This window comes from Paenibacillus apiarius (assembly GCF_017052585.1).
Taxonomy (GTDB): Bacteria; Bacillota; Bacilli; order Paenibacillales; family Paenibacillaceae; genus Paenibacillus_B; species Paenibacillus_B apiarius.
The window spans coordinates 5,883,906-5,905,982 of sequence record NZ_JAFFHZ010000001.1 but is presented as its reverse complement, the minus strand read 5'-3'; the positions used below and the strand labels follow the sequence as shown (position 1 = coordinate 5,905,982).

4 protein-coding genes are annotated in these 22,077 nt (G+C 42.8%); all 4 read right to left on the bottom strand.

Features of this window, described 5'->3' with window-relative positions:
• Positions 1-5: 5 nt before the first annotated feature.
• The 4 genes from JSQ80_RS26030 to JSQ80_RS26015 all read right to left on the bottom strand — a co-directional run bounded on the left by JSQ80_RS26030 (position 6) and on the right by JSQ80_RS26015 (position 22,070).
• On the bottom strand, positions 6-16,091 hold the full coding sequence (locus JSQ80_RS26030; RefSeq protein WP_206097380.1) for a non-ribosomal peptide synthetase: 16,086 nt from the start codon (positions 16,089-16,091) through the stop codon (positions 6-8).
• Between the two features lie 20 nt (positions 16,092-16,111).
• The gene (locus tag JSQ80_RS26025) at positions 16,112-16,336 is read right to left on the bottom strand and encodes a hypothetical protein (protein ID WP_206097379.1); all 225 of its coding nucleotides are present in this window, start codon (positions 16,334-16,336) and stop codon (positions 16,112-16,114) included.
• 61 nt (positions 16,337-16,397) lie between these two features.
• A complete protein-coding gene (locus JSQ80_RS26020) occupies positions 16,398-17,132 on the bottom strand; it encodes a thioesterase II family protein (protein WP_206097378.1) in 735 nt (244 codons plus the stop codon).
• 48 nt (positions 17,133-17,180) lie between these two features.
• The gene (locus tag JSQ80_RS26015) at positions 17,181-22,070 is read right to left on the bottom strand and encodes an SDR family NAD(P)-dependent oxidoreductase (RefSeq protein WP_206097377.1); all 4,890 of its coding nucleotides are present in this window, start codon (positions 22,068-22,070) and stop codon (positions 17,181-17,183) included.
• Positions 22,071-22,077 lie beyond the last annotated feature (7 nt).

The following is a 22,077-nucleotide window of genomic DNA, read 5'->3' as shown; positions in this document are numbered from 1 at the left end:
TAGATTTATTCTAGATCGAATAGCTCATTTATCACCTGGAGATCGTCTACAACCAAATCAGTGGCATCCGTATCCGAGATCGTGATGGCAACCTCCTCCTGTGATGCACAAAATTGAATCGTAGCCATTAAACAATCATGGAATGTTTCAATAAATAGTTTTATCTTCTCAGCAGACAACTTGCTCTTGTCATAGACAATACTGAAATGCAACTGTTCTTTTAGCAAGCTTCCGTTAATATTGACTTTACGGTATACAATATTTTCATCCGCTGATCCCTTACCCGAACTAAAAAAGTGTAGTTTTCTCCCCTTCGCCTCAGCGTCCATTTGTCCCATGTAGTTAAACATGACTTCAAGCGGCCGGACTGGCAATTCATCCTGTAATAGACCATATCCAAGGCCTCGGTTCGGGACTTTACGTAGCATCTCTTTGGTTGTAATGATACTTTCTGCTATATCCTCATGACACGGAACCACCACTGGATATATACTTGTAAACCATCCGACCGTCCGGTCGATATCGATCCGCTTATGAATCGGTTCTCTTCCGTGTCCTTCCATACCTATCGTTACATCTCTTGCCCCTGTCAGTTTCTTCACGGTCATTCCTAGGGCGCTAATAAGCAAGTCATTGATCTCGGTATTATACGCCCGACTTGCCTGGTGGATAAGCTGTGCGGTTTCTTCCTTATTTAAATGTATCGTGCAACTGCCATACCCGCATTCTCCTGTCTGTTCGTCCATCCAGAGTTCGCCTGCCGCCATCTGCGCTGCTACTCGTTCCCAGTACGCCCGTTCTTTCTGCAAGAGGTGGCTGTCCTTATATTCTACCAACGCCTCCGCCCATGCCTTATATGACGCTGTCTTTGCCGGGAATCGGATCTTGGTTCCTTCTTTTACTTGCTGGATAGCTGTTCCAATATCTTCTTGCAGGATACGCCACGATACGCCGTCCACCACAAGATGATGGATCCCTACAAACAGCAGGTTCCCTTCACCCGTCCGGAACATCGCTGCCTTCACCAGCGGCCCTTCTTCTAAGTTGATACTGCTGTGCAGTTCCGTACATGCCGCTTCCATGAGTGCTGCTGCTGCTGGTTCTTCGCTAAAGTCATACACCTTTAGCTCATACGCTTTGCTGGCACTCACCTTTACAATCTCTAGCTGACCTTCCCGGTAGATAGACCGCAACATATCATGATGCGCTATAAGGGCATCCAGCACTTCCCGAAGCTGCTTCTCATCTTCCAGATCAATCTCCATCAGCATGTCCTGATTGAAGTGGTGTGGCTTAGGAAGATTCCAGGACGCAAACTCTCTGACGATCGGTGTCAGCGGTACGAGGCCACTTACTTCAGCTTGCTCGTACTGTTCCTCTAGGGCAGACTTTTGTGCCGCATAACTAATCGCCTCAACGGTATACTTTTGCATAATATCTTTGATGGCGATTTGATATCCTGCACTTCTTAGCTTCGACACGATCCGTATCGCTTTGATCGAGTCCCCGCCTAGTTCAAAGAAGCTGTCCTGCGTGCCGACTCGCTCTACGCCCAGTACTTCACTAAAGATATTACATAGTTGCGCTTCAAGTTCGTTTTTCGGAGCCGTGTATTCCTTCTCGCTTACTGCCACGATCTCCGGCAGCGCCCGTTTATCCAGCTTGCCGTTGCGCGTCACCGGCAGTTGATCAATCTGCATCATATACGCGGGCACCATATAAGCCGGCAGCACTTCCTCCAAGTCCTGTCTCACCGCTTGCAGTTGGACTTGATCTTTCGATATGAGGTAGGCAAACAGCGCTTTCTCTCCGTCATGGGTTTCCCGTACGATGACCGCCGCATCTTGGATTCCTGCCAGTTGCCGCAGCGCATTTTCTACTTCTCCCAGCTCGATCCGGAACCCCCTGATCTTCACTTGGTCATCAATACGGCCCAAATAGGCTATGTTCCCGTCCGGCAACCATTTGGCTAAGTCCCCCGACCGGTACATCCGCTCCCCTGGTACAAAAGGGTTCTCTACGAATTTTTTATTCGTTAGTTCCGGTTTGTTGAGGTAGCCTCTTGCGACGCCGACGCCTGCCACGCACAGTTCCCCGGGCACACCAATCCCGCATAGCTTGTCCCCATCTAGCATATAGATCTTCAGTGTAGGGAGCGCCTTTCCGACGTCGTTTACATCTAGCGCAATATCTTCTGCCGTGATCGCTTTGTACGTTACATGGACAGTCGTCTCTGTTATCCCGTACATATTCACGATGTTCATCTCCGGATACTTCGCATGCCATGCCTTTAATTTCCCTACCTGCAGCGCCTCTCCGGCAAAGATTAGATGTTTGACGCACAGTCTCTCCCCTGCTTCTGCTAGCTCAACTTGCATCAGATTATAAAAAGAGGATGGCACTTGGTTTAGTACCGTTACCCTTTTTTCACGTAGTATATCTAAAAAGGCGTAGCTGTCCTTTTTGGCGTCGTTAGGTACGACGACAAGGTGACCTCCGTATAATAGCGCTCCATACATTTCCCATACCGATACGTCAAAGTTGTAGGCTGCAAACAGGCTCCATACATCCTCTTCATGGAAATCAAACGGCATGTCATCGTTTTTCATCAACCGGACGACACATTCATGTTCGATTATCGTTCCCTTTGGTTCACCTGTCGTGCCTGACGTATATATGATATATAGAGCATCTTGCGGTGCGATGGATACATCCGGATTGGCTTCCAGCTCTGTTCTGTGTGGTACATCCGATATACCTGGTATATTCGCATACAGATGCTCTATCGCATATATTCCTCCTTGCTGAAATGAAACTGTATGTTCTTTTCCTTGATTGACAAGAAGCAAGCTTGCACCACTATCCGACAGTGTATACTGGATACGGTCTTGTAGTGCCTCTGGATCGATTGGCACATAGACATATCCGGCCTTCACTACTCCGAGTATCCCGATGACCATATCAATATTGCGTTCTAACAGCAACGCTACCATCGTTTCGCCTTTGCCTGTTTCGTGCTCGGCTTTAGTAGCAAGCAGCCGATTGGCAACGATGTTCGCCTTCGCATTCAACTCCGCATACGTCAGTTGCTCCGTCCCGCAAGATACCGCTATCCGATCCGGTGTTTTCTTCACCTGCGCCTCAAATAAGCTTTTGATCGATTCCTCGTGCGGATATTGGGTTGGCTTAGTTTGAAACGCACCTAGTATCTGCTCTTTTTCTTCCTCTGTTGTCGTCTCGAGTTCAGATAACTTCATTTCTGGGTTTGCTGCACATGACAATGATACACTTTGTATCTTTGACATAATATTGACAACGTCTTCTGCTGCCAGCTTTCTAGGATCATACAATGCATCGACATGTAGCTGACTGGTATCAAGATACGCTTTAAACGTAGTCGTATAATTGGTTTGCTCCCGTCCACCCTCTACGGTAAACTGAAAAGCTGAAGTTTCACTTTGTCGTACTTCATCCCATGTATCATCGTTATCAAATGTAAACAAAACTTTAACTAAATCGGTGTTCTGTTTGGTCAGTCGTTGTACTTTGGCAAAAGAACAATGTCCATGCTGATCACTTAGTATCGCTTGTTCTTGCGTTTTTCTCCAAATATCGCATATGTGCATTCCATCATCACAACAAATACGAATTGGAATGGTGTTAACAAATATTCCGGCAATATGCTCTATCCCTCTTACATCAGCATTTCTTCCGGAGACCACCTTGCCAAAGACAACATCCTTTATGCCGCACAATTCCTGTAATACGATACCTAAAGCCGTCTCTATCATAGTATTCAGCGTAATATTGTACGTTGCAGCCGTATTAAGAAGTTGTCTTGTTACATCAACAGGAAGTTTATGATTAATTCGCTTCATCTCGCTAGATGTTTCTTCAGGTTGACGGAGCGGCTTAATGTCAGCAGACTCTTCATAGTCTAGTAGGAGCTCTCTCCAGTATAGCAAGCTCCTTTCTTCATCTTGTTTTTCCAACCAGTTAACGAAGTCCTTGAAATGTAAGCTCTTTTCCTTCTCTTCCTCTAACCCTTGCTCAAGCTCCACAACAGACAAGCCTTGTTGTAGCTTTTCGCATATTTGTATAAAGTCATTAAATATAACGTTGTCTGACCATCCATCCGAGATGATGTGGTGAGAACTCCAAATTAATTTCCCTTCTGTTCTACTTAACATGATATTGGTAACCCGCAACAATGCTTCTTGCTGTAGATCAAAACCCCGCTTCAGGTCAGAATCAACCCATGTAGAAATATGAGAAGCTTGTTCTGCACGATCCTTGTCCGACCAGTCCACAACTGCATATTCGATTTCACGACTTCGCAAAAGAAGTTGTCTAGATTTAGCGCCATGGTCATATACAATTGCAGTTCGCAGTACATCATGTCGTTTCGTTAGCAGTTTCAGCGCTACCCCAAACGTATGTTCACTTTGATTACCGTTATAGTGATACACCATTTGTGTAACATAGCTGGTTGATTGCCGATTCAGTAAATAATGGTATAAGATTCCTTCCTGCATCGGAGTTAGCGTATAAATATCATCAATATCCTCTTTATCAGCAATGAACTCCCGGATCAGTCCTAATTCATCACTCGTCAAGTCATCGCATGAATAATCAGAAGCCGTCTTCACCGGTTTGTCTTGTACACAGCAATATGTGATAATATCGCCAAGTTTTTCCTTATATAATGCTGCAAAACGCTCTACGGTGTTCCTATTATATTTACTGCGGTCATAGCGGATTATAAAATGTAGCATATTCTGTACAATATACCCGTTCATATCAATTGCGCCTTCGGTACCATTCGAATTCGCTATACTCTTGTTGTTCGTAAACAGGGTAACATTCGATTCTGTATCCAACTGCCCTAAATAATTGAAGTAAATATCGGACTCAATCGCCAAATAATCACCTTGTAATAAGCCAAATCCCAACCCACGTAAAGGTACTTTCCGTAACATTTCTTTTGTATCAATAATACTCTTCCGTAAATCATCATGACACGAAACACGAATTGGGAACTTTACCGTAAACCATCCTATAGTACGATCGATATCCACTTTCTTGTGTATCGCTTCTCTTCCATGTCCTTCCAGGCAAACCGACACTTTTGATTGTTTCGTCAGCGCATGTGTTGCAACGCCGATTGCACTTATAAGCAAATCATTGATTTCGGTACCAAACGCTTTTCCTGCTTGCCTTATAAGCTGTTCTGTCTTATCCTTACGGAACGTTATTGTCACATCCTCATACCCATGATCATGAGGATCGTCGTCTATAAGCAGTTTCTCTTCCTGCATGGCTGCGATGATTGTATTCCAATAATTCGCTTGGGTAGTAATCTCGTTTGTGCTTCTATATTCTTCTAATGATTCCGCCCAGTCTTTAAAAGCAAGTGTTTTTGATGGTAACTTTATTTCCTTTCCGTCTTTAAGCTGCAAGAGAGCAGTCTCTAAGTCTTCAAGCAAAATTTGCCATGATACTGCGTCAATGACAAGATGATGAATACACAAGAAAAGATAGTTGGCAGACTCGGTTTTGAAGAGTGCCGCTTTCATCAAAGGGCCTTTGTTAATATCCATGCTTTGATGAATTCTAGTGGAAGCGCTTTCGATCCACGCCGAACCATTAAGATCCGCATGAACCTCAAACACTTGTAACTCATAAAGTTTACTATCCGTACTACTTAAAATTGTCAGACTACCATCCCGGTAAATTGCCCGTAATATATCATGGTGAACAGCAACAGCTTGCAATGCTTCATGAATGTGCGTTTCGTTATCCGTTCTAACCGTCAAAAGAGCATCTTGATTATGATAGTTAGGATTAGAGTAATTTCTTGCACAAAAATCATGCATGATCGGTGTATTCATGACCTGACCCGTAACTTCACCCTGATCATACTGGATCTCTGATTCCCTGCCTACTTTGTATGCAATCTTTTCAACTGTGTATTGACTTAAAATATCCGGTACCGAAATAAGATAACCGGCGCTTCTCATCTTCGATACAATCCGGATAGCTTTTATGGAGTCTCCGCCAAGTTCGAAGAAACTATCTTTTATACTAATACGTTCAACACCAAGTACCTCTCGGAAAATATTCACAAGCACCGATTCAGTTTGATCTCTCGGAGCAACATACTTATTGCCCCTCCCCTTGCGATCTGGCTCAGGCAGGCTGCGGCGGTCTAGTTTCCCATTGCTCGTAATAGGAAACTGCACCAGTGGAACGATGTATGCTGGGATCATATAATCAGGTAAAACCTGGCGAATATCTTCTCTAATTGCTTCAGTATCCAATGTCACTTGATCATTTGGCACCACATAAGCGCATAAATAATCATCCCCTGCCGCATCTTCTCTAACCATCACAACAGCATTCAGCACGTCAGGTTGTTTTCGCAGGACATGCTCAATTTCGCCCAGTTCGATGCGGTATCCTCTAACCTTTACTTGATCATCGATGCGGCCAATATATTCAATATTACCGTCTGGTAGCCAGCGGGCAAGGTCTCCCGTGCAATACATCCGCTCACCTTGCAAAAATGGGTTGTCAACGAATTTCTCTGCGGTAAGATCACTCCGATTAAGATATCCCCTGGCAACACCCGGTCCACTGATACAAAGCTCACCTGCCACACCGATTGGAAGCGGAGATCCGTAAGAATCTAATATAAATACTTGTACATTGGCAATTGGTTTTCCAATCGTAACTTTGTCATGTACATGAATTTCAATCCCTGTTGCGTCTACCGTTGCTTCCGTCGGACCATACAGATTGAACAAACGAATATCCCATTTTTCAAGCAAAGCAGTGGCCAAATCATCCGTTAATGGCTCTCCGCCGACAACGATTACTTCCAAACAATGTAATGGATGAACATCCCGAACTTCATCCATAAGCATCTTCATCCGCGTCGGTGTACCCTTCATGATGTTCACGTCATATTGCTCAATCAATTGCAAGAGTAACTTTGGATCGTGTTGTGCTTCCTCATCGGCAATTACAATCTGCATTCCTTTGAGCAAGGCAAATAGTGACTCATAGACTGTGCCGTCGAACGCAATATTCGATACACATAACATTGTCTTCGTCGAATCCAAGTTTTGTAACTGATCTAGACCTGCAATCAAGTTACTAATCGAGCGATGTTCCACCATTACCCCTTTTGGTTTGCCTGTAGAGCCTGAAGTATAGATGATGTAAGCGATATCGGTTGCGTCTACAATCGTATGCAGATTATGACTAGATTCATCACACCATTCTTGATCCACATGAATGCGTCTTACATTGGAAGGTAGCTCGATCGTGTCATCGTATTGCCTCTGAGTCAATACTGCCGATAACCAGCTATCTTCCACCATATACTGAATCCGCTCCACAGGATATGTCGGATCTATTGGCACATAAGCCGCGCCTACCTTTAACGTTGCGAGTATTCCAACCATCATTTCTATACTGCGACCGAGTAAAATACCTACAAAATCTCCGCGGCGCGTACCATGAAGTAGCAGTATTCTCGCAAGCTGATTTGCCCTCATATTTAACTGTGCGTATGTCAGAGCTTGATCTCGAAAGCGTAGAGCCGTTTTCCCCGGCATAGCCTGTACAATCTGCTCAAATTGTTCATGAATTGGTGTCGTCACATCATAAACACAGGACGTAGCGTTAAATGAGGTTAAAATGTGCTCCCTTTCTGCTTGCGTCATCATTGGCAGTTGACATATTTCAAGCTTAGGGGATTGCGTAACTGCTGCCAACAACGTTTCATAATGTTTCACCATTCGGCGTACGCTTTCTTCTTGGTATAGGCTTGTTGCATAGCGTACTTCAATGTGGTAGCCACTTGCCATTGGCGTCACTTCTAATGTTAAATCAAATTTAGCCGAACTGTGCTGTAAACTATATTCATCATGAACATTCATACTGTTTATGCCATAAAAATCAAAATCTGCTTCTTCATTATTCTGAAACACAAACAACACATCAAAAAGCGGATTCCGGGACATATCCCGATGCAAGCCCATAATATCAACCAGATCTTCGAGCGGATATGCTTGATGCTCTATCCCTTTTAGACATACTTCTTTCATCTCCGACAGGAAATCTACGAAATTCTTCTTTCCTGATGGTCTTCCACGTAATGCAATCGTATTCACGAACATACCGATTATTGGCTCTGTATCATAATGTAAACGTCCATTAACAGGGCAACCTACGATAATATCATCCTGACGGCTATATTTACTCAACAAAATCATCCATGTGCTCAGTAGTATCATATACTCGGTTGCACCCGATATCCGGCACAATGCTGTTACAGCTTCCCGTAACTCTACATGACTCACGACTGCTTTCCCTGTATACTGTTGTACTTGCGGACGTGTAAAGTCTGTTGGTAAATCCAGTACTGGTATTTCACCTTGCAACGAGTTCAACCAATACGTCTCATGTTCCGTCATGTCTTGAGTCTGCAACCATTCGCTATAATCTTTATATTGAATCGGCATTGTCTCAAGGGGTTCGCCATTATATAGCTTGGACAAATCCTGCATTAGAATATTAATCGATGTCCCATCAGAAATGATATGGTGCATATCGAAGGCTAGGAGATAACCACCTTCTTTTTGATTAATTACTTTAACACGTATTAATGGCGCTTGAGACAAATCAAATGCACGCACAAACCCTGTATTATCATCTTCTTCTTCAGTAATCAGAAGCGTAAACGGCACATGGTCATGAATACGCTGTATTGCTTCTCCGTTCTCCATATGAAAGCTTGTTCGTAAGCTTTCATGCCGTTGTATGAGTTGCTTCAGTGCTAGCTGAAGTCGTTCACGATCAAGGTCTGCATCCATTCGACGCAATAACGTCATATTATAAGCCGTACTATTCTGATCCATCTCTTGAATCGCATAAAGACGCTTTTGAGCTGAAGACATCCGATATGTTTCTTTCTGCATAGCATGTGGTATGGGTTCAAACACAGCCTTTGTATATAACGTATTCTGCGAAGTATGTCCTGCACTGATTCGTTCAAGGTGCTGACTGAGCGCTTTAATATGCGGATTCTCAAACAGTGTTGTTATCGGTAAACGTATTCCAATCATCGCTTCAATCTGATTGATAACGCGTACAGCATGTAATGAGTGACCACCTAACGCAAAGAAATCATCATAAATACCAACACGGTCAACAGAAAGTACATCACCGAATATATTGCAAAGAATGACTTCCAATTCAGTCGCCGCAGCCGTGTATTGCTGCTCATGCACGATCTGTATTTCAGAAAGCGCTCGCTTATCTACCTTTCCGTTTCGTGTCATAGGAACTTTCTCAATCTGTATCATATGCTGCGGCACCATATAGGCAGGAAGTGTCTCACCAAGGGAATTCCGCACTTTATGCATCTGAATCTCAGTGCTAGATACCAGGTATGCGTACAGTTCCTTTTCTCTTCTATCTTGTTCGCGGGCGATGACGATCGCATCTTGGATACCTTCTAATCTTCGAAGAGCATGCTCTACCTCGCCCACTTCAATCCTGTACCCTCGAATTTTCACTTGGTCATCAATACGTCCAATATACGCAATATCCCCATCCGGCAACCACATCGCAATATCTCCGGTACGGTACAGCCGCTCATCAGGAATAAGCGGATTCTCAATAAACTTCTCCACAGTAAGTTTTGGTTGGTTCATATATCCTTTCGCTACGCCGTCGCCGCCTACAACAAGTTCCCCTGGAACACCAATTCCACATAGCTGCATTTTTCTATCCAAAATATACGCTGTACTATTGCTGATTGGCTTCCCGATAGGGATATTGAAGTAATCCGTCTCTATTGCATACGTAACAGAAAAGGTCGTATTTTCTGTTGGACCATACCCATTAATCACTCTGAGTTGCGGATGCTTTTCCCTTACTGCTTTGATATGTTTCGCCGATAACCTCTCTCCTCCAACCAATAAATACTGTAATGGTTGAAAAACTTCGCATCTAGTGTCTACCATATAATTGAAAAGCTGCGCAGTCATCCACATCATCGTAATCTGGTGCTCGTGTATCAACATTCCTAACATGTTCCCGTCTGTTATGCTCTGCGTATCGGCTAACACCAATTTCCCGCCATTGAGAAGTGCGCCCCATATTTCAAATGTCGACGCATCGAAGGAGAGTGCACCAGTTAACAAAATGTGCGCCCCATTTAAATCAACATAGTTCGTTTGCTTCACAAGCCGTACGGCATTTTGATGTGTAACACAAACACCTTTCGGATATCCTGTCGTACCGGATGTATACATGACATATGCAATATCATCTGCCGATATTAAGGCACGCTCTGTCATAGCTGCATAACTTCCATTTAGATCTATGACGGTGCAGTGCTCTTGAAGGACATTAATCATATCCCCTTTTACATCACCGCACAGTACGATATTCAAACCGCAATCTTCCAAAATAAAGCGCAGGCGGTTATCCGGTTCATCCGTATTAATTGGTACATAGCCACATCCTGCTTTGAGTATCCCCAGTAGCCCTACAATCATGTGCACGCTTTTCTCACACACGATGCCAATTAATTGACCTGATGATACCCCCCTTTTTCGCAATTCGGTGGCAATACCTTGCGCGGCCTTGTCTAATTGTTGATAGCTTAATTGTTCCTTATCGCATACCACACAAATTTGATCGGGCGTAAGTTGAACCTGTTCTTCAAATAAGTCTGGAATAGATTTATGTTTCGGATATGTGCTTGCCGTATTATTGAATTCACCTAGTATTCGTGCCTTCTCTTCCTTGCGAATTAATTCAACATCGAAAATCTTCTTCTCAGGATACTCAGCAAATGCACATAATACATTGTTTAACATGCTGAGCATCATCTCTACTTCTTCTAAAGCATGCTTGTTTGGATTATAAAGAACTGTAAATCGTAATGCCTCGTCCTCTACAGCAGCCAATAGATTAAGCGGATAATTTGTTTCATCTCTCGAAGAAACAAGCGCTAATTGCAAACCATCTGTATGTTCACTTTGCTGTTCTTGTGCCAAATGATTCTCAAAAACAAAAAGCGATGAAATCAAATCTGATTTTTGGGCGGTCTGTTCTTGAATTTTAACCAGTGAACAGTGAGCGTGCATCGTACTTTCAATACCTTGATCTTGTAATTCCTGCAAAAGTGCTACAATCGTTGTATTCTCGTCTGCGCTTACCCTTACTGGTATCGTGTTAATAAAAAGACCTACTATGCTTTCAATCCCTCTTACTTCGGCATGCCTTCCCGAAATTACTTTGCCGAACACGATATCATTTGTAAAGTTAATCTGTTGTAATACGATTCCCCAAGCTGCTTCAGTGATTGTATTTATTGTTATCTGATGCGCTTGTGCTAAAAGTAACAAACTGCTTGTTAATTCAACATCCAGCTTCTTTTTCACTTGAGCCAAGTTGGAGCTGGAATATGGTGGCTCGAAATACGGACGGTATTTGTATGTTAAGTCATAATCACGAAGTCGTTCGAACCAATACGTAAGCGCAAGCTCCTCATCCTGATTCTGAAACCACTGAATATAATCACCATACGTCGCAACCTGGCACTTCTCTTGTTCAATAACTTGTTCTACATCGTGTATACTATAACCATCTTGAAGCAAGTTATAGTAATTTTTTAAATCGTTACATAATAATTCAGTACACCATCCATCTGCAATAATATGATGAAAGCTCCAAATCAATTGCGTGCAATTAGTGGATAGTTTAATAATTTTTATGCGAAATAGCGCATTAAGCTGCAGATCAAATCCCCGCTTGACATCCATCTCTATCAGTTCATTTAGTCTAGCTAGTTGCTCTTTCTCATCGTATGCTGTTAAATCAATTTCCTCCCAATCAAGTGAGCGATGTGACAAAATGATCTGTTTCGGATGTTTTAACCCTTCATACACCATCGCCGTTCTCAACACATCATGCTTTTTAAGCAAACATTGAAACGCACTGCTCATGAAATTAGTATTTATATGTTGATTAACCTGATAAACAAACTGGGTTAAATATTCAGAACCACTACTTTTCAGGTCATGATACAAAATACCTTCCTGTAGCGGCAATAAATCAAATATATCCTGTATTTCATTTTTCCCTGGATAAAATCGATGCAGGACACTTAAATCTTCATCCGTAATCGAAATTGCAGAATAGTCAGACGGTGTCCGAACCGATTCTTCTTGCTGCATACAATGTGCAATCATAGACTGAGTACACGCTTTATATATCTCAGCGAATCTTTGTATCGTACTGCTTGAAAAAAGACCTCTATTGTAACGGAAAGTAAATGTTAATCTTCTTTCACTTATCAAACCGTTTATAAACAATTCCGACAACATTTTATTCTCATCCGCTAAGCCTTTACCTGAACTAAAAAAGTGTAATTTCTTCCCCTTTGCCTCAGCGTCCATTTGTCCCATATAGTTAAACAAAACGTCAAGCGGACGAACCGGCAATTCTTCCTGCAATAGCCCATACCCAAGACCTCGGTTCGGGATTTTTCGCAATATCTCTTTTGTCGTAATGATACTTTTTGCTATCTCATCATGGCACGATACCACCACCGGATACACACTTGTAAACCACCCGACCGTCCGGTCGATATCGATCTGCTTATGAATCGGTTCCCTTCCGTGACCTTCCATACCTATCGTTACATCTCTAGCCCCTGTCAATTTCTTCACAGTCATCCCCAAGGCGCTGATAAGCAAGTCACTGATTTCGGTATTATACGCCCGACCTGCCTGATGAATAAGCTGTGTGGTTTCTTCTTCATTTAAATGTATCGTGTAGTTGCCATACCCGCTTTCTCCCGTCTGTTCGTCCATGCCAAGTTTCCCGGACTCCATCTGCGTGGCTACTCGTTCCCAGTACGCCCGTTCTTTTTGCAATAGAGGGCTGCCCTTATATTCTGCCAGTGCTTCTGCCCATGCCTTATACGACGCCGTCTTTGCCGGGAATCGGATTTGCGTCCCTTCTTTTACTTGCTGGATGGCTGTGCTGATATCTTCTTGCAGGATACGCCACGATACGCCGTCCACCACAATATGATGGATCCCTACAAACAGCAGGTTCCCTTCACCCGTCCGGAACATCGCTGCCTTCACCAGCGGCCCTTCTTCTAAGTTGATACTGCTGTGCAGTTCCGTACATGCCGCTCCCATGAGTTCTGCTGCTGCTGGTTCTTCGCTAAAGTCATACACCTTTAGATCATACGCTTTGCTGTCACTCACCTTTACAATCTCTAGCTGACCTTCCCGGTAGACGGATCTCAGGATATCATGATGCGCTATAAGGGCATCAAGTACTTCCCGAAGCTGTTTCTCATCTTCTAGATCAATCTCCATCAGCATGTCCTGATTGAAGTGGTGTGGCATAGGAAGATTCCAGGACGCAAACTCTCTGACGATCGGTGTCAGCGGTACGAGGCCACTTACTTCATCTTGCTCGTACTGTTCCTCTAAGACAGACTTTTGTGCCGCATAACTGATCGCCTCAACGGTATACTTTTGCATAATATCTTTGATAGCGATTTGATATCCTGCACTTCTTAGCTTCGACACGATCCGTATCGCTTTGATCGAGTCCCCGCCCAGCTCAAAGAAGCTGTCCTGTGTGCCGACCCGCTCCACGCCCAGTACCTCACTAAGGATATTGCACAGTTGCGTTTCAAGTTCGTTTTTCGGAGCGGTGTATTCCCTTTCGCTTACCGCTACGATCTCCGGTAGTGCCCGTTTATCCAGCTTACCGTTGCGCGTCACCGGCAGTTGATCAATCTGCATCATATACGCTGGCATCATATAAGCCGGTAGTATTTCCTCTAAGTCCTGCCTCACTGCTTGCAGCTGAACTCGATCTTTCGAAACTAGGTAGGCAGATAGCGCTTTCTCTCCGTCATGGGTTTCCCGTACGATGACCGCCGCATCTTGGATCCCTTCTAGCTGCCGCAGCGCATTTTCCACTTCTCCCGGCTCGATCCGGAACCCCCTGATCTTCACTTGATCGTCAATACGACCCAAATAAGCAATATTCCCATCCGGTAGCCATTTAGCTAAGTCCCCCGTCCGGTACATCCGCTCCCCTGGTACAAAGGGGTTCGCTACGAATTTTTTACTGGTCAGTTCCGGCTTGTTGAGGTAGCCCCTTGCAACGCCGACGCCTGCCACGCACAACTCCCCAGGCACACCAATCCCGCATAATTTGTCCCCGTCTAGTATATATACATGATTATTTGCAATCGGTTTACCAATCGGGATGTTGCTTGGCACGTCGCTTATCCCATCATATTCCCAATACGTAGCCTGTACCGTACATTCCGTAGGACCATAACCGTTACAATATCGGGTGTCACTATTCCGTGTTTGTTCAATAACCGACTCATTTGTTGCGGCTCCAGCCGTTATTAACCATCTAACTCCAGTAAACGCCGTCTGAAGATAGTATTGTGGCGGCAGTGCAGCTATCGTAATCCTGCTTTCTTGCATAAAAGAATTAAAACGTGTTACATCCGCTATAATGGATTTTGACACCAATGTTAGCGTCGCCCCTAACAATAGGGATAACGTCATCTCCCATACAGAACCGTCAAAGACATAGTTGGCAAATTGAAGCACATTATCTTGACTAGTAACGTTATATTGCTTCAGTAGATGATGCCGTAAGGACACAACACCGCAATGCTCTAACATTACGCCCTTCGGTTGCCCCGTAGTCCCGGATGTATAGATTATATAAGCCAAATCATTAGGGCCATTGATTTGCTCGGGATTATCGCTCATCCCTTCCCAGAGCTTATCATCAGCAAGATTAATCGTTGGCAGATCCGTTTCAATCGTAGCTTTATACACAAGCACTGCCTTTGGTTTACAGTCAGCTAGGATGAACTGGATTCGCTCTGCTGGAAACGTAGGATCGACCGGCACATATGCAGCGCCTGCCTTGATGATGCCATACATCCCGGCAATCATCTCCACACTTCGCTCTGCTACAATAACCACCCGGTCATCAGGTTCGATGTGCAGTCTGCGAAGCGCCCATGCCACTTGGTTGATTTTTTTGTTTAATGCGTCATACGTCACATGGTTGTCTTCATATACGAGGGCGATTGCATCCGGTGTGTTTGCAACCTGCTCTTCCCATAATGCTGGAATCGTTTTATCCTTTGCATACGGTAAGCCTGTATCATTAAATGAACCTAGTATCTGTGCTTGTTCTTCCTCTGTTATTGTTTCAAGCTCAGATAACTTCCCTTCAGGGTTTGCTACGATAACTTGTACCACATGTTCTAGCCGTACAACAATTTGCGCTATTTCCTCACGTGCATACACGTTCGGATTGTATATTATTTCACATACTATCTTCCCTTCATATTCGTATGCGCATAACATCAAGTTGTACTTGGTTTGGTCCAAGCCATACTCAATTTCGTACATAAAATCTGTTAGCTTGTTCTCATCCACATAATCGTTTTCAAACATATAGAGCACTTGGATTAAGTTCTGCTTCTGCTCTGTCTGCGCTTGAATCTCAGCGAGCGAACAATAGGCATATTGCTCACTTTCAGTCCCTTGCTGCTGCATTTCTTTGATCAGATCCAATATACTCATATCTTCTTTGCTCGCTACACGCACCGGGATCGTATTAATAAACAGACCGCCGATGCCCTCTCTTCCGCGCACATCGGCTTGACGCCCGGACATTACTTTCCCGAACACCACATCTTTCAGACCGCTGTATGCTTGTAAAACAACTCCCCAGGCCGTTTCCACCACATGACTCACCGTCAATTGATGGGCAGCTATCAGTTCCCTCAACTGCAATGCATCTTCAGGAGATAATGTAATCGCCAAGCGCTCTACTTGCTGTTCACTCTCTTGCGGTTTATATATCGGTTTAATCTCGGCAACTTCTTCATATTCTGCTAATACATCTGACCAGTAAGACAGCCCTTTTTGTTGATCTTGTTTTTCTAGCCATATAATATCTTCTTCATGTTTCTTGTTTGGAACGAATTTTCTCATAATGGTCTATATCCTTTCAACTATTTATTCTTCTGCTTTGCAGCTTGCATACCGCCGATGATCAGCATGATAATCCCAATAATTGCCAGAATAATCCGAACTACTAATGGACTCAATGAAAACAAAGTTTCACCTTGCAAGTGCAATCCGAATAACCTTTCATTCAGCCCCACAATCGCCATTATCGGCTTAAGAAACACACTCAGCGCTAATAATACGATCCCCCAAATTATATTGCTGTTCATTGATTTAAAACCTCTTTTCTAATTAAGATAAATGAAGATTAGTTCACAATAAAACGAGCAATCATTGCCTTTCTATAATTTCATCCGATATTGTCAATGTTTGCTTGATAATATCCACAACGGGTTCATAATTCTCTGTAATAAAAAAGTGTCCACCATCTACCGTATGAAAAGTCGCTGCCCCACCTGCATAATAGCTCCAATCGGACATGTCATACATGCTAGCACTGTGGTCATTGCGGCCATTAATGATTGTAATATCACAAGCGATCTTATCTGTTTTCTCTTGGTGACAATATGTTTCTGATATCTTAAAATCAGCGCGCAATATCGGTAAGAATAAATCAAGCAACTCTTGATTTTCAATTATTTCATGCGTATTGCCCCCATAATTCATAACCGCATGCAAAAATTGCTCGTCTGGCAATCGATGAATTGAAGTTCGGCTATGCTTATTTTGCGGTGCATTACGTCCGCTAAAAAAAATATGCTGCGGCTTATGAACACCGTTCTCGATTAATTTGTAATACGTTTCAAACGCAAGTAGTGAACCTAAACTATGTCCATATATCGCATAATCATCGTTCGAAGCAACATTGCTTGCTATCGTACCTGTGATATCTTCAACAATGGTATCTATGTCGTCCAGAAGTGGCTCAAAGATTCTCTTGCCGCGACCCGGCAATTCCACAGGGGATAATTGTATATCACTATGTAACGATTTGCTCCATTTGCGATATACTTCGGCGGATCCCCCTGAAAAAGGAATGCAAAATAGTTTAATCTCATTCCCCATATCAATAACCCCTTTCTTCAATTCGACAATGATACAATCATGTATCATTTATTTGTCACTTTTAATTACTTTTATCGCTTCATCGAAAGAGGATACATTGCCTTGTTCCACATTGTCTAACATTGACATAATATCGTCATCTGACAATTCATAATTCGGTACAATAAACGCCTTGTCATCGGTTTGATCTTTGCCGATACCGCGCTTCTTATCAATGAGCCCTGCTAATTCTTCTACGGAAGAGTGCGTAAAGATATCCGTAATATCAATCGTTCTAGGATATACCGCATTTATTTCCTTTAAAAGCTCCATCGCATGAATGGAATCCCCTCCGAGAGAATTAAAACTCTCATAGATATCAATCTCCCTTAGATCCAACACGATAGCATAGCGGAACGCCACTTCATTCTCTGTAGTCGTATAATTATCATTTTTACCAATAATGTGTACATCCTCTGGTGTAATCGTCTGTTTTGCTACTTGTTTTTTCTTTGTAGTGTGACGACTGATATGACGATCAAGGTTTTTCTTCAACCATGCCGACAGTTTAAATGGAAGATTATTCTCCCCTATTTGTTGCAGAACATCATAATTGATTTGCCCTGGTATAACATTACTCAAGTCGTACTTTATGATCTCATTTAACGCCTGAATAGCTGCTTCTGTCTCCAGTGAACGGAATAAGGTAACGGCATCAGCAACCTGATAATCGACTGCCATACCCACTTCACTCCATCCTGGCCAATTCACAGTTAGCGCAGGTATGCCTTTTTTCCGAAGGTACGTCGCATATGCATCAAGGAATGCGTTCGCTGCGGTATAATCACTTTGCCCCGGTCCTCCTAATAAAGACGTCATCGAAGAAAACAGGATAAAGAAATCAAGCGTCTCTCCTTTCGTCAGAGCATCCAATACTACCGTACCATCAATTTTTGGTCTTATGACATCACGAAATGTATTCATATTTTTGTTAAACAGGAATCCATCTCCTGCCATACCAGCGCAGTGAATAATGCCATTAATAGGGCCATATGCGGCTTTTAGCTCTGATAGAGTGCTTTCCATTCGGGCCATGTCACTAACGTCCGCATAGCGAAGCAAAATGGTACATCCTAGGTTTTCAAGATATAAGATCGATTCAATAAGGGTTTTAAGTTTACGATCCCCATCCGACAGTAAGGTTTGCCACGTTGACCGATCAGGCAATGCTTTACGAGCTAGAAGGCAGATTGTTTGTGCTCCCTTATTCCCTAAATCTATTGCCATTTGCAACCCTAATCCACCGGTACCTCCTGTAATGAAATAGACGCCTGTCTGCTTAATCTCCAACTCCTTTATCGATTCTTGTTTCTGTTCGATCACAGTAAGTGCCTCCGTGAATCGTTGATTGTTTCGATATGCGACGCGGAAGGTTGGATTGTCCGTCAACACCTCATCTAGTACAGTCTCCATATCTGTTGCCTCATCTATGTCGATACAACGATAGCGAAGATTAGGATATTCTGCCGCAGTCGACTTGGTTACTGCCAGAAAGGCTGCGTGTGCAGGCTTGACACAAGCTTCTTCTCCTGTTACTTCATGTGCATAGTCAGTCAACAACACAAAGTCAACAGAATCACGGATCGTTCTAAGTAACGCTCTGGTCAAATAAACCACACTATAGAGACCTTGATGTAATTCTTCTCCATATCGCTCCGCCGAAACATCCGTTCGTGTAAAGTCAACGGTACTGAAGTGATATACGGAACAAAGATTCACACCAATCGCAGCAAGTAGTTTGTCATAATCTTCCTCATCTTCACCAACAGTAAAATGGGTTTCATCAATTTGGCTAAATTCTTTGCCAATTGAGACAAAAAACAACCGACTGTCTTGAGGCTGGATTCGTTCTGCAAGTGCACGAGCATAATATTCACCCTGGTCACAAAAAACTAATATATTACCTTGCACATTCTGAGTTTTTTGTATCGTTGCCGACTGCAGCATCCAGTCCATACCATAAAAGACATTCCTATTAAACTCATTCATTTTGCTAATCTGCCTCAGCGTGACTTCTTCCGCCTCTGCGATTAGATTTCCAGACATATCCACGAGTGAAGCGCGGAACGTAAACACTTCCGTATTAGTATCCTTCGTCAAAGCAATCTTACTGTAAAAATGATTCGGAACCCGGCGATAAAATTTCAAGTTTTTATACGATAAAGGCAATAATTTAAGCCCACCCGAATAAATTCGGATAACAGGTACATTAATTGCATCGTCAACTAATGCCGGATGGAAAGAAAAATGGTCTAAATCAGACAAAAACTTGTCTGAAATTTGTAACTCGGTTATAACTTCATCCCGATCACCATTTGCTTTGGTAAAGAAGTTTAATATGGAATTCCAACGCTCGCCAAAATAATTATCACTACCCCAATTACTGTAAAACACTTCTTTTTCTTCCGACGTTTGTTTAACACTAAGCTTTTTATAAGCGGGATCTGATTCTATTTCTGAAAATGATAACTGTTTAGGCGGCGTATCATCATGCATACAAACCGTCCCTTTGCAATGTTCTATCCACACGTCCCCAGTCGATTCCTCTTGCCTGGATACAAACGAAAATTCTGCATTCACGTCATTGTGAGTAATAACAATATGGATATCCCTATCCCCTTCATAAGCTAGCAACGGAGCCATAAAAACGAGATCCTGAATCACAATATTTGCATTGTTAAAACAATGCTGGCAAGCCTCTTTAATCATTTCAAGAAATGCCGTTCCGACCAGCAGACCGGTGCCCATAAGCTTATGGTCGGTAATAACCCATTCTTTTGATAGTTCGGGATTAATGAGATACACACTTTGCTTCATTGAATCAACAATACAATGATGAACAAGCGGATGTAATATCTTAGTATCCGGTTTCCTAAGGATTGATTGCGTCACCGTAGCCGGTTCAGCCCAATAATGCGTTCTATCAAATGGATATGTTGGTAAAGAAACGCGCTTATATGCGCCATTTTGATACAAATGCTTCCAATCAACTGTGGCTCCTTTTACATAAAGTTCACAAAGCTTGGAGAGTTGTGATACATTTTCAATCACATCACTCCCTGTTAAAACAAGTTCTTGCGCTTCTTGTGTTATGCGATTTAACTCACTAGCTGAAATATCGCCTTCATTTATACTTTGCCGCTTATCCGATACAACATGATTTTTTCCATAGTAAATGCCATGATTAACCATATTTTTTAAATCATTTTTGTTCAGAATAGCAAGCTTTTCTCTTAAGTCTTTGAGGGTATTGAATACAATAGCGATTCGATACGTATAATGCCCCCGGCCCGTGTTCGCCGTATAGCATAGGTTACCGATCGGTATATTTTGTTCATTCTCAAGAAATTGTTCATAGTTATGAATTAAGCTTTTTAAAGCGGTTTCCGTTTTTGCCGATAGAGAAAGTACATTATTTGAAGTCGGATCTGGTAACAAATCCGGCTCCTTATATTCTTCTACGATAAGGTGGCAATTGGTTCCACTAAAACCAAACGCACTTATTCCTGCTCGCAGCGGCATTTCCCCGCTATCCCAATTCATGCATTTGTCGACTACATATAAAGGTGAATTGATAAAATTAATGTATGGATTCGTCTCCTCAAAATGAAGACTCGGTGGTAACATCCGGTGTTTCATAGATAAAAGAACTTTTAATAGATTTGCTGGGCCGGCAGCACCGACCGAATGCCCAATGTTTGTTTTCACAGAACCAATTCCACAAAATTGCTTTTTATCCGTAAATCTTGAAAAAGCATTAGATAAGCCAGTAACTTCAATCGGGTCACCGAGCAACGTTCCAGTACCATGTGTCTCGACGTAACTGATAGATTCAGGTGAAACGTTAGCTCTTTTCCACGCATCAATGATGACTTCTTCCTGAGCAAGTGGATTCGGAGCAGTGATACCGTTTGAAGCCCCATCATTGTTTACTGAGCTCCCCTTTATCACACCGTAAATGTGATCGCCATCTTTTATCGCATTCTTTAGTGGCTTCAATAAAAATACAACTACACCTTCAGAAAACACCGTACCACTACACTTCTTATCAAAGGTGCGGACGCGATAATCCGTGGATTGGACGGAGTCCATAATATTCATATCCTCATCCGATGTTTGCTTGTTATCAATATCTTGCATATTTTGACCAGCGATGCCGAGGTTAATCCCACCCGCGAGTGCCATATCACACTCTTGATTGCGAAGCGCACTACACGCTTCATGTATCGCAACAAGCCCTGAAGAGCAGGCAGTATCAAGGACGAAGGCTGGCCCTTTTAAGTTAAACGTATAGCTAATACGGCTTGCTAAAATACCACTCCAAAATCCACTTAGTTTCATCTGATCATCTTCGGTCAGGTATTTATAGTGGATAGAGTTTGTTTGATCTTTTCCGACAAATACACCCATTTTCGAATTAGTTATCGCCGGAATGCTATAACCGGCATCTTCGATTGCTGTCACTGCAGCTTCCATGAATACCCTTTGCTCAGGTTCGATATAGCGCGCTTCCCGTGGAGGAATCCCGAAAAAGGCGGCATCAAATTTATCCCAATCCGTAATATAACCACCTTGAAACTGTTCAAGTTTGTCATAATTTTCTGGCGAAGGTGTATAGCCGATATACTTGCTAAAATCAATATTCTTTAAGATCATCTCGTCATAAACAAGTTTATCTTCAGGTTTCGGTACAAAGCACAACCTACCATTCACCAAATTATCCCAGTACTCCGCTGAATTTTTTGACATAGGCAACCTGTTTGCAACACCAATCACTGCTATTTCATTTAATTCGTCTTTTTCATTTTGTTGAAGCTCCGCTAACAAATTTACTGCTTCTGTTTGGGAAATATGCTTCATGCTGAGTTGTTCTAAAATAAATTTCTTTACAGTGTTCATACCTAAA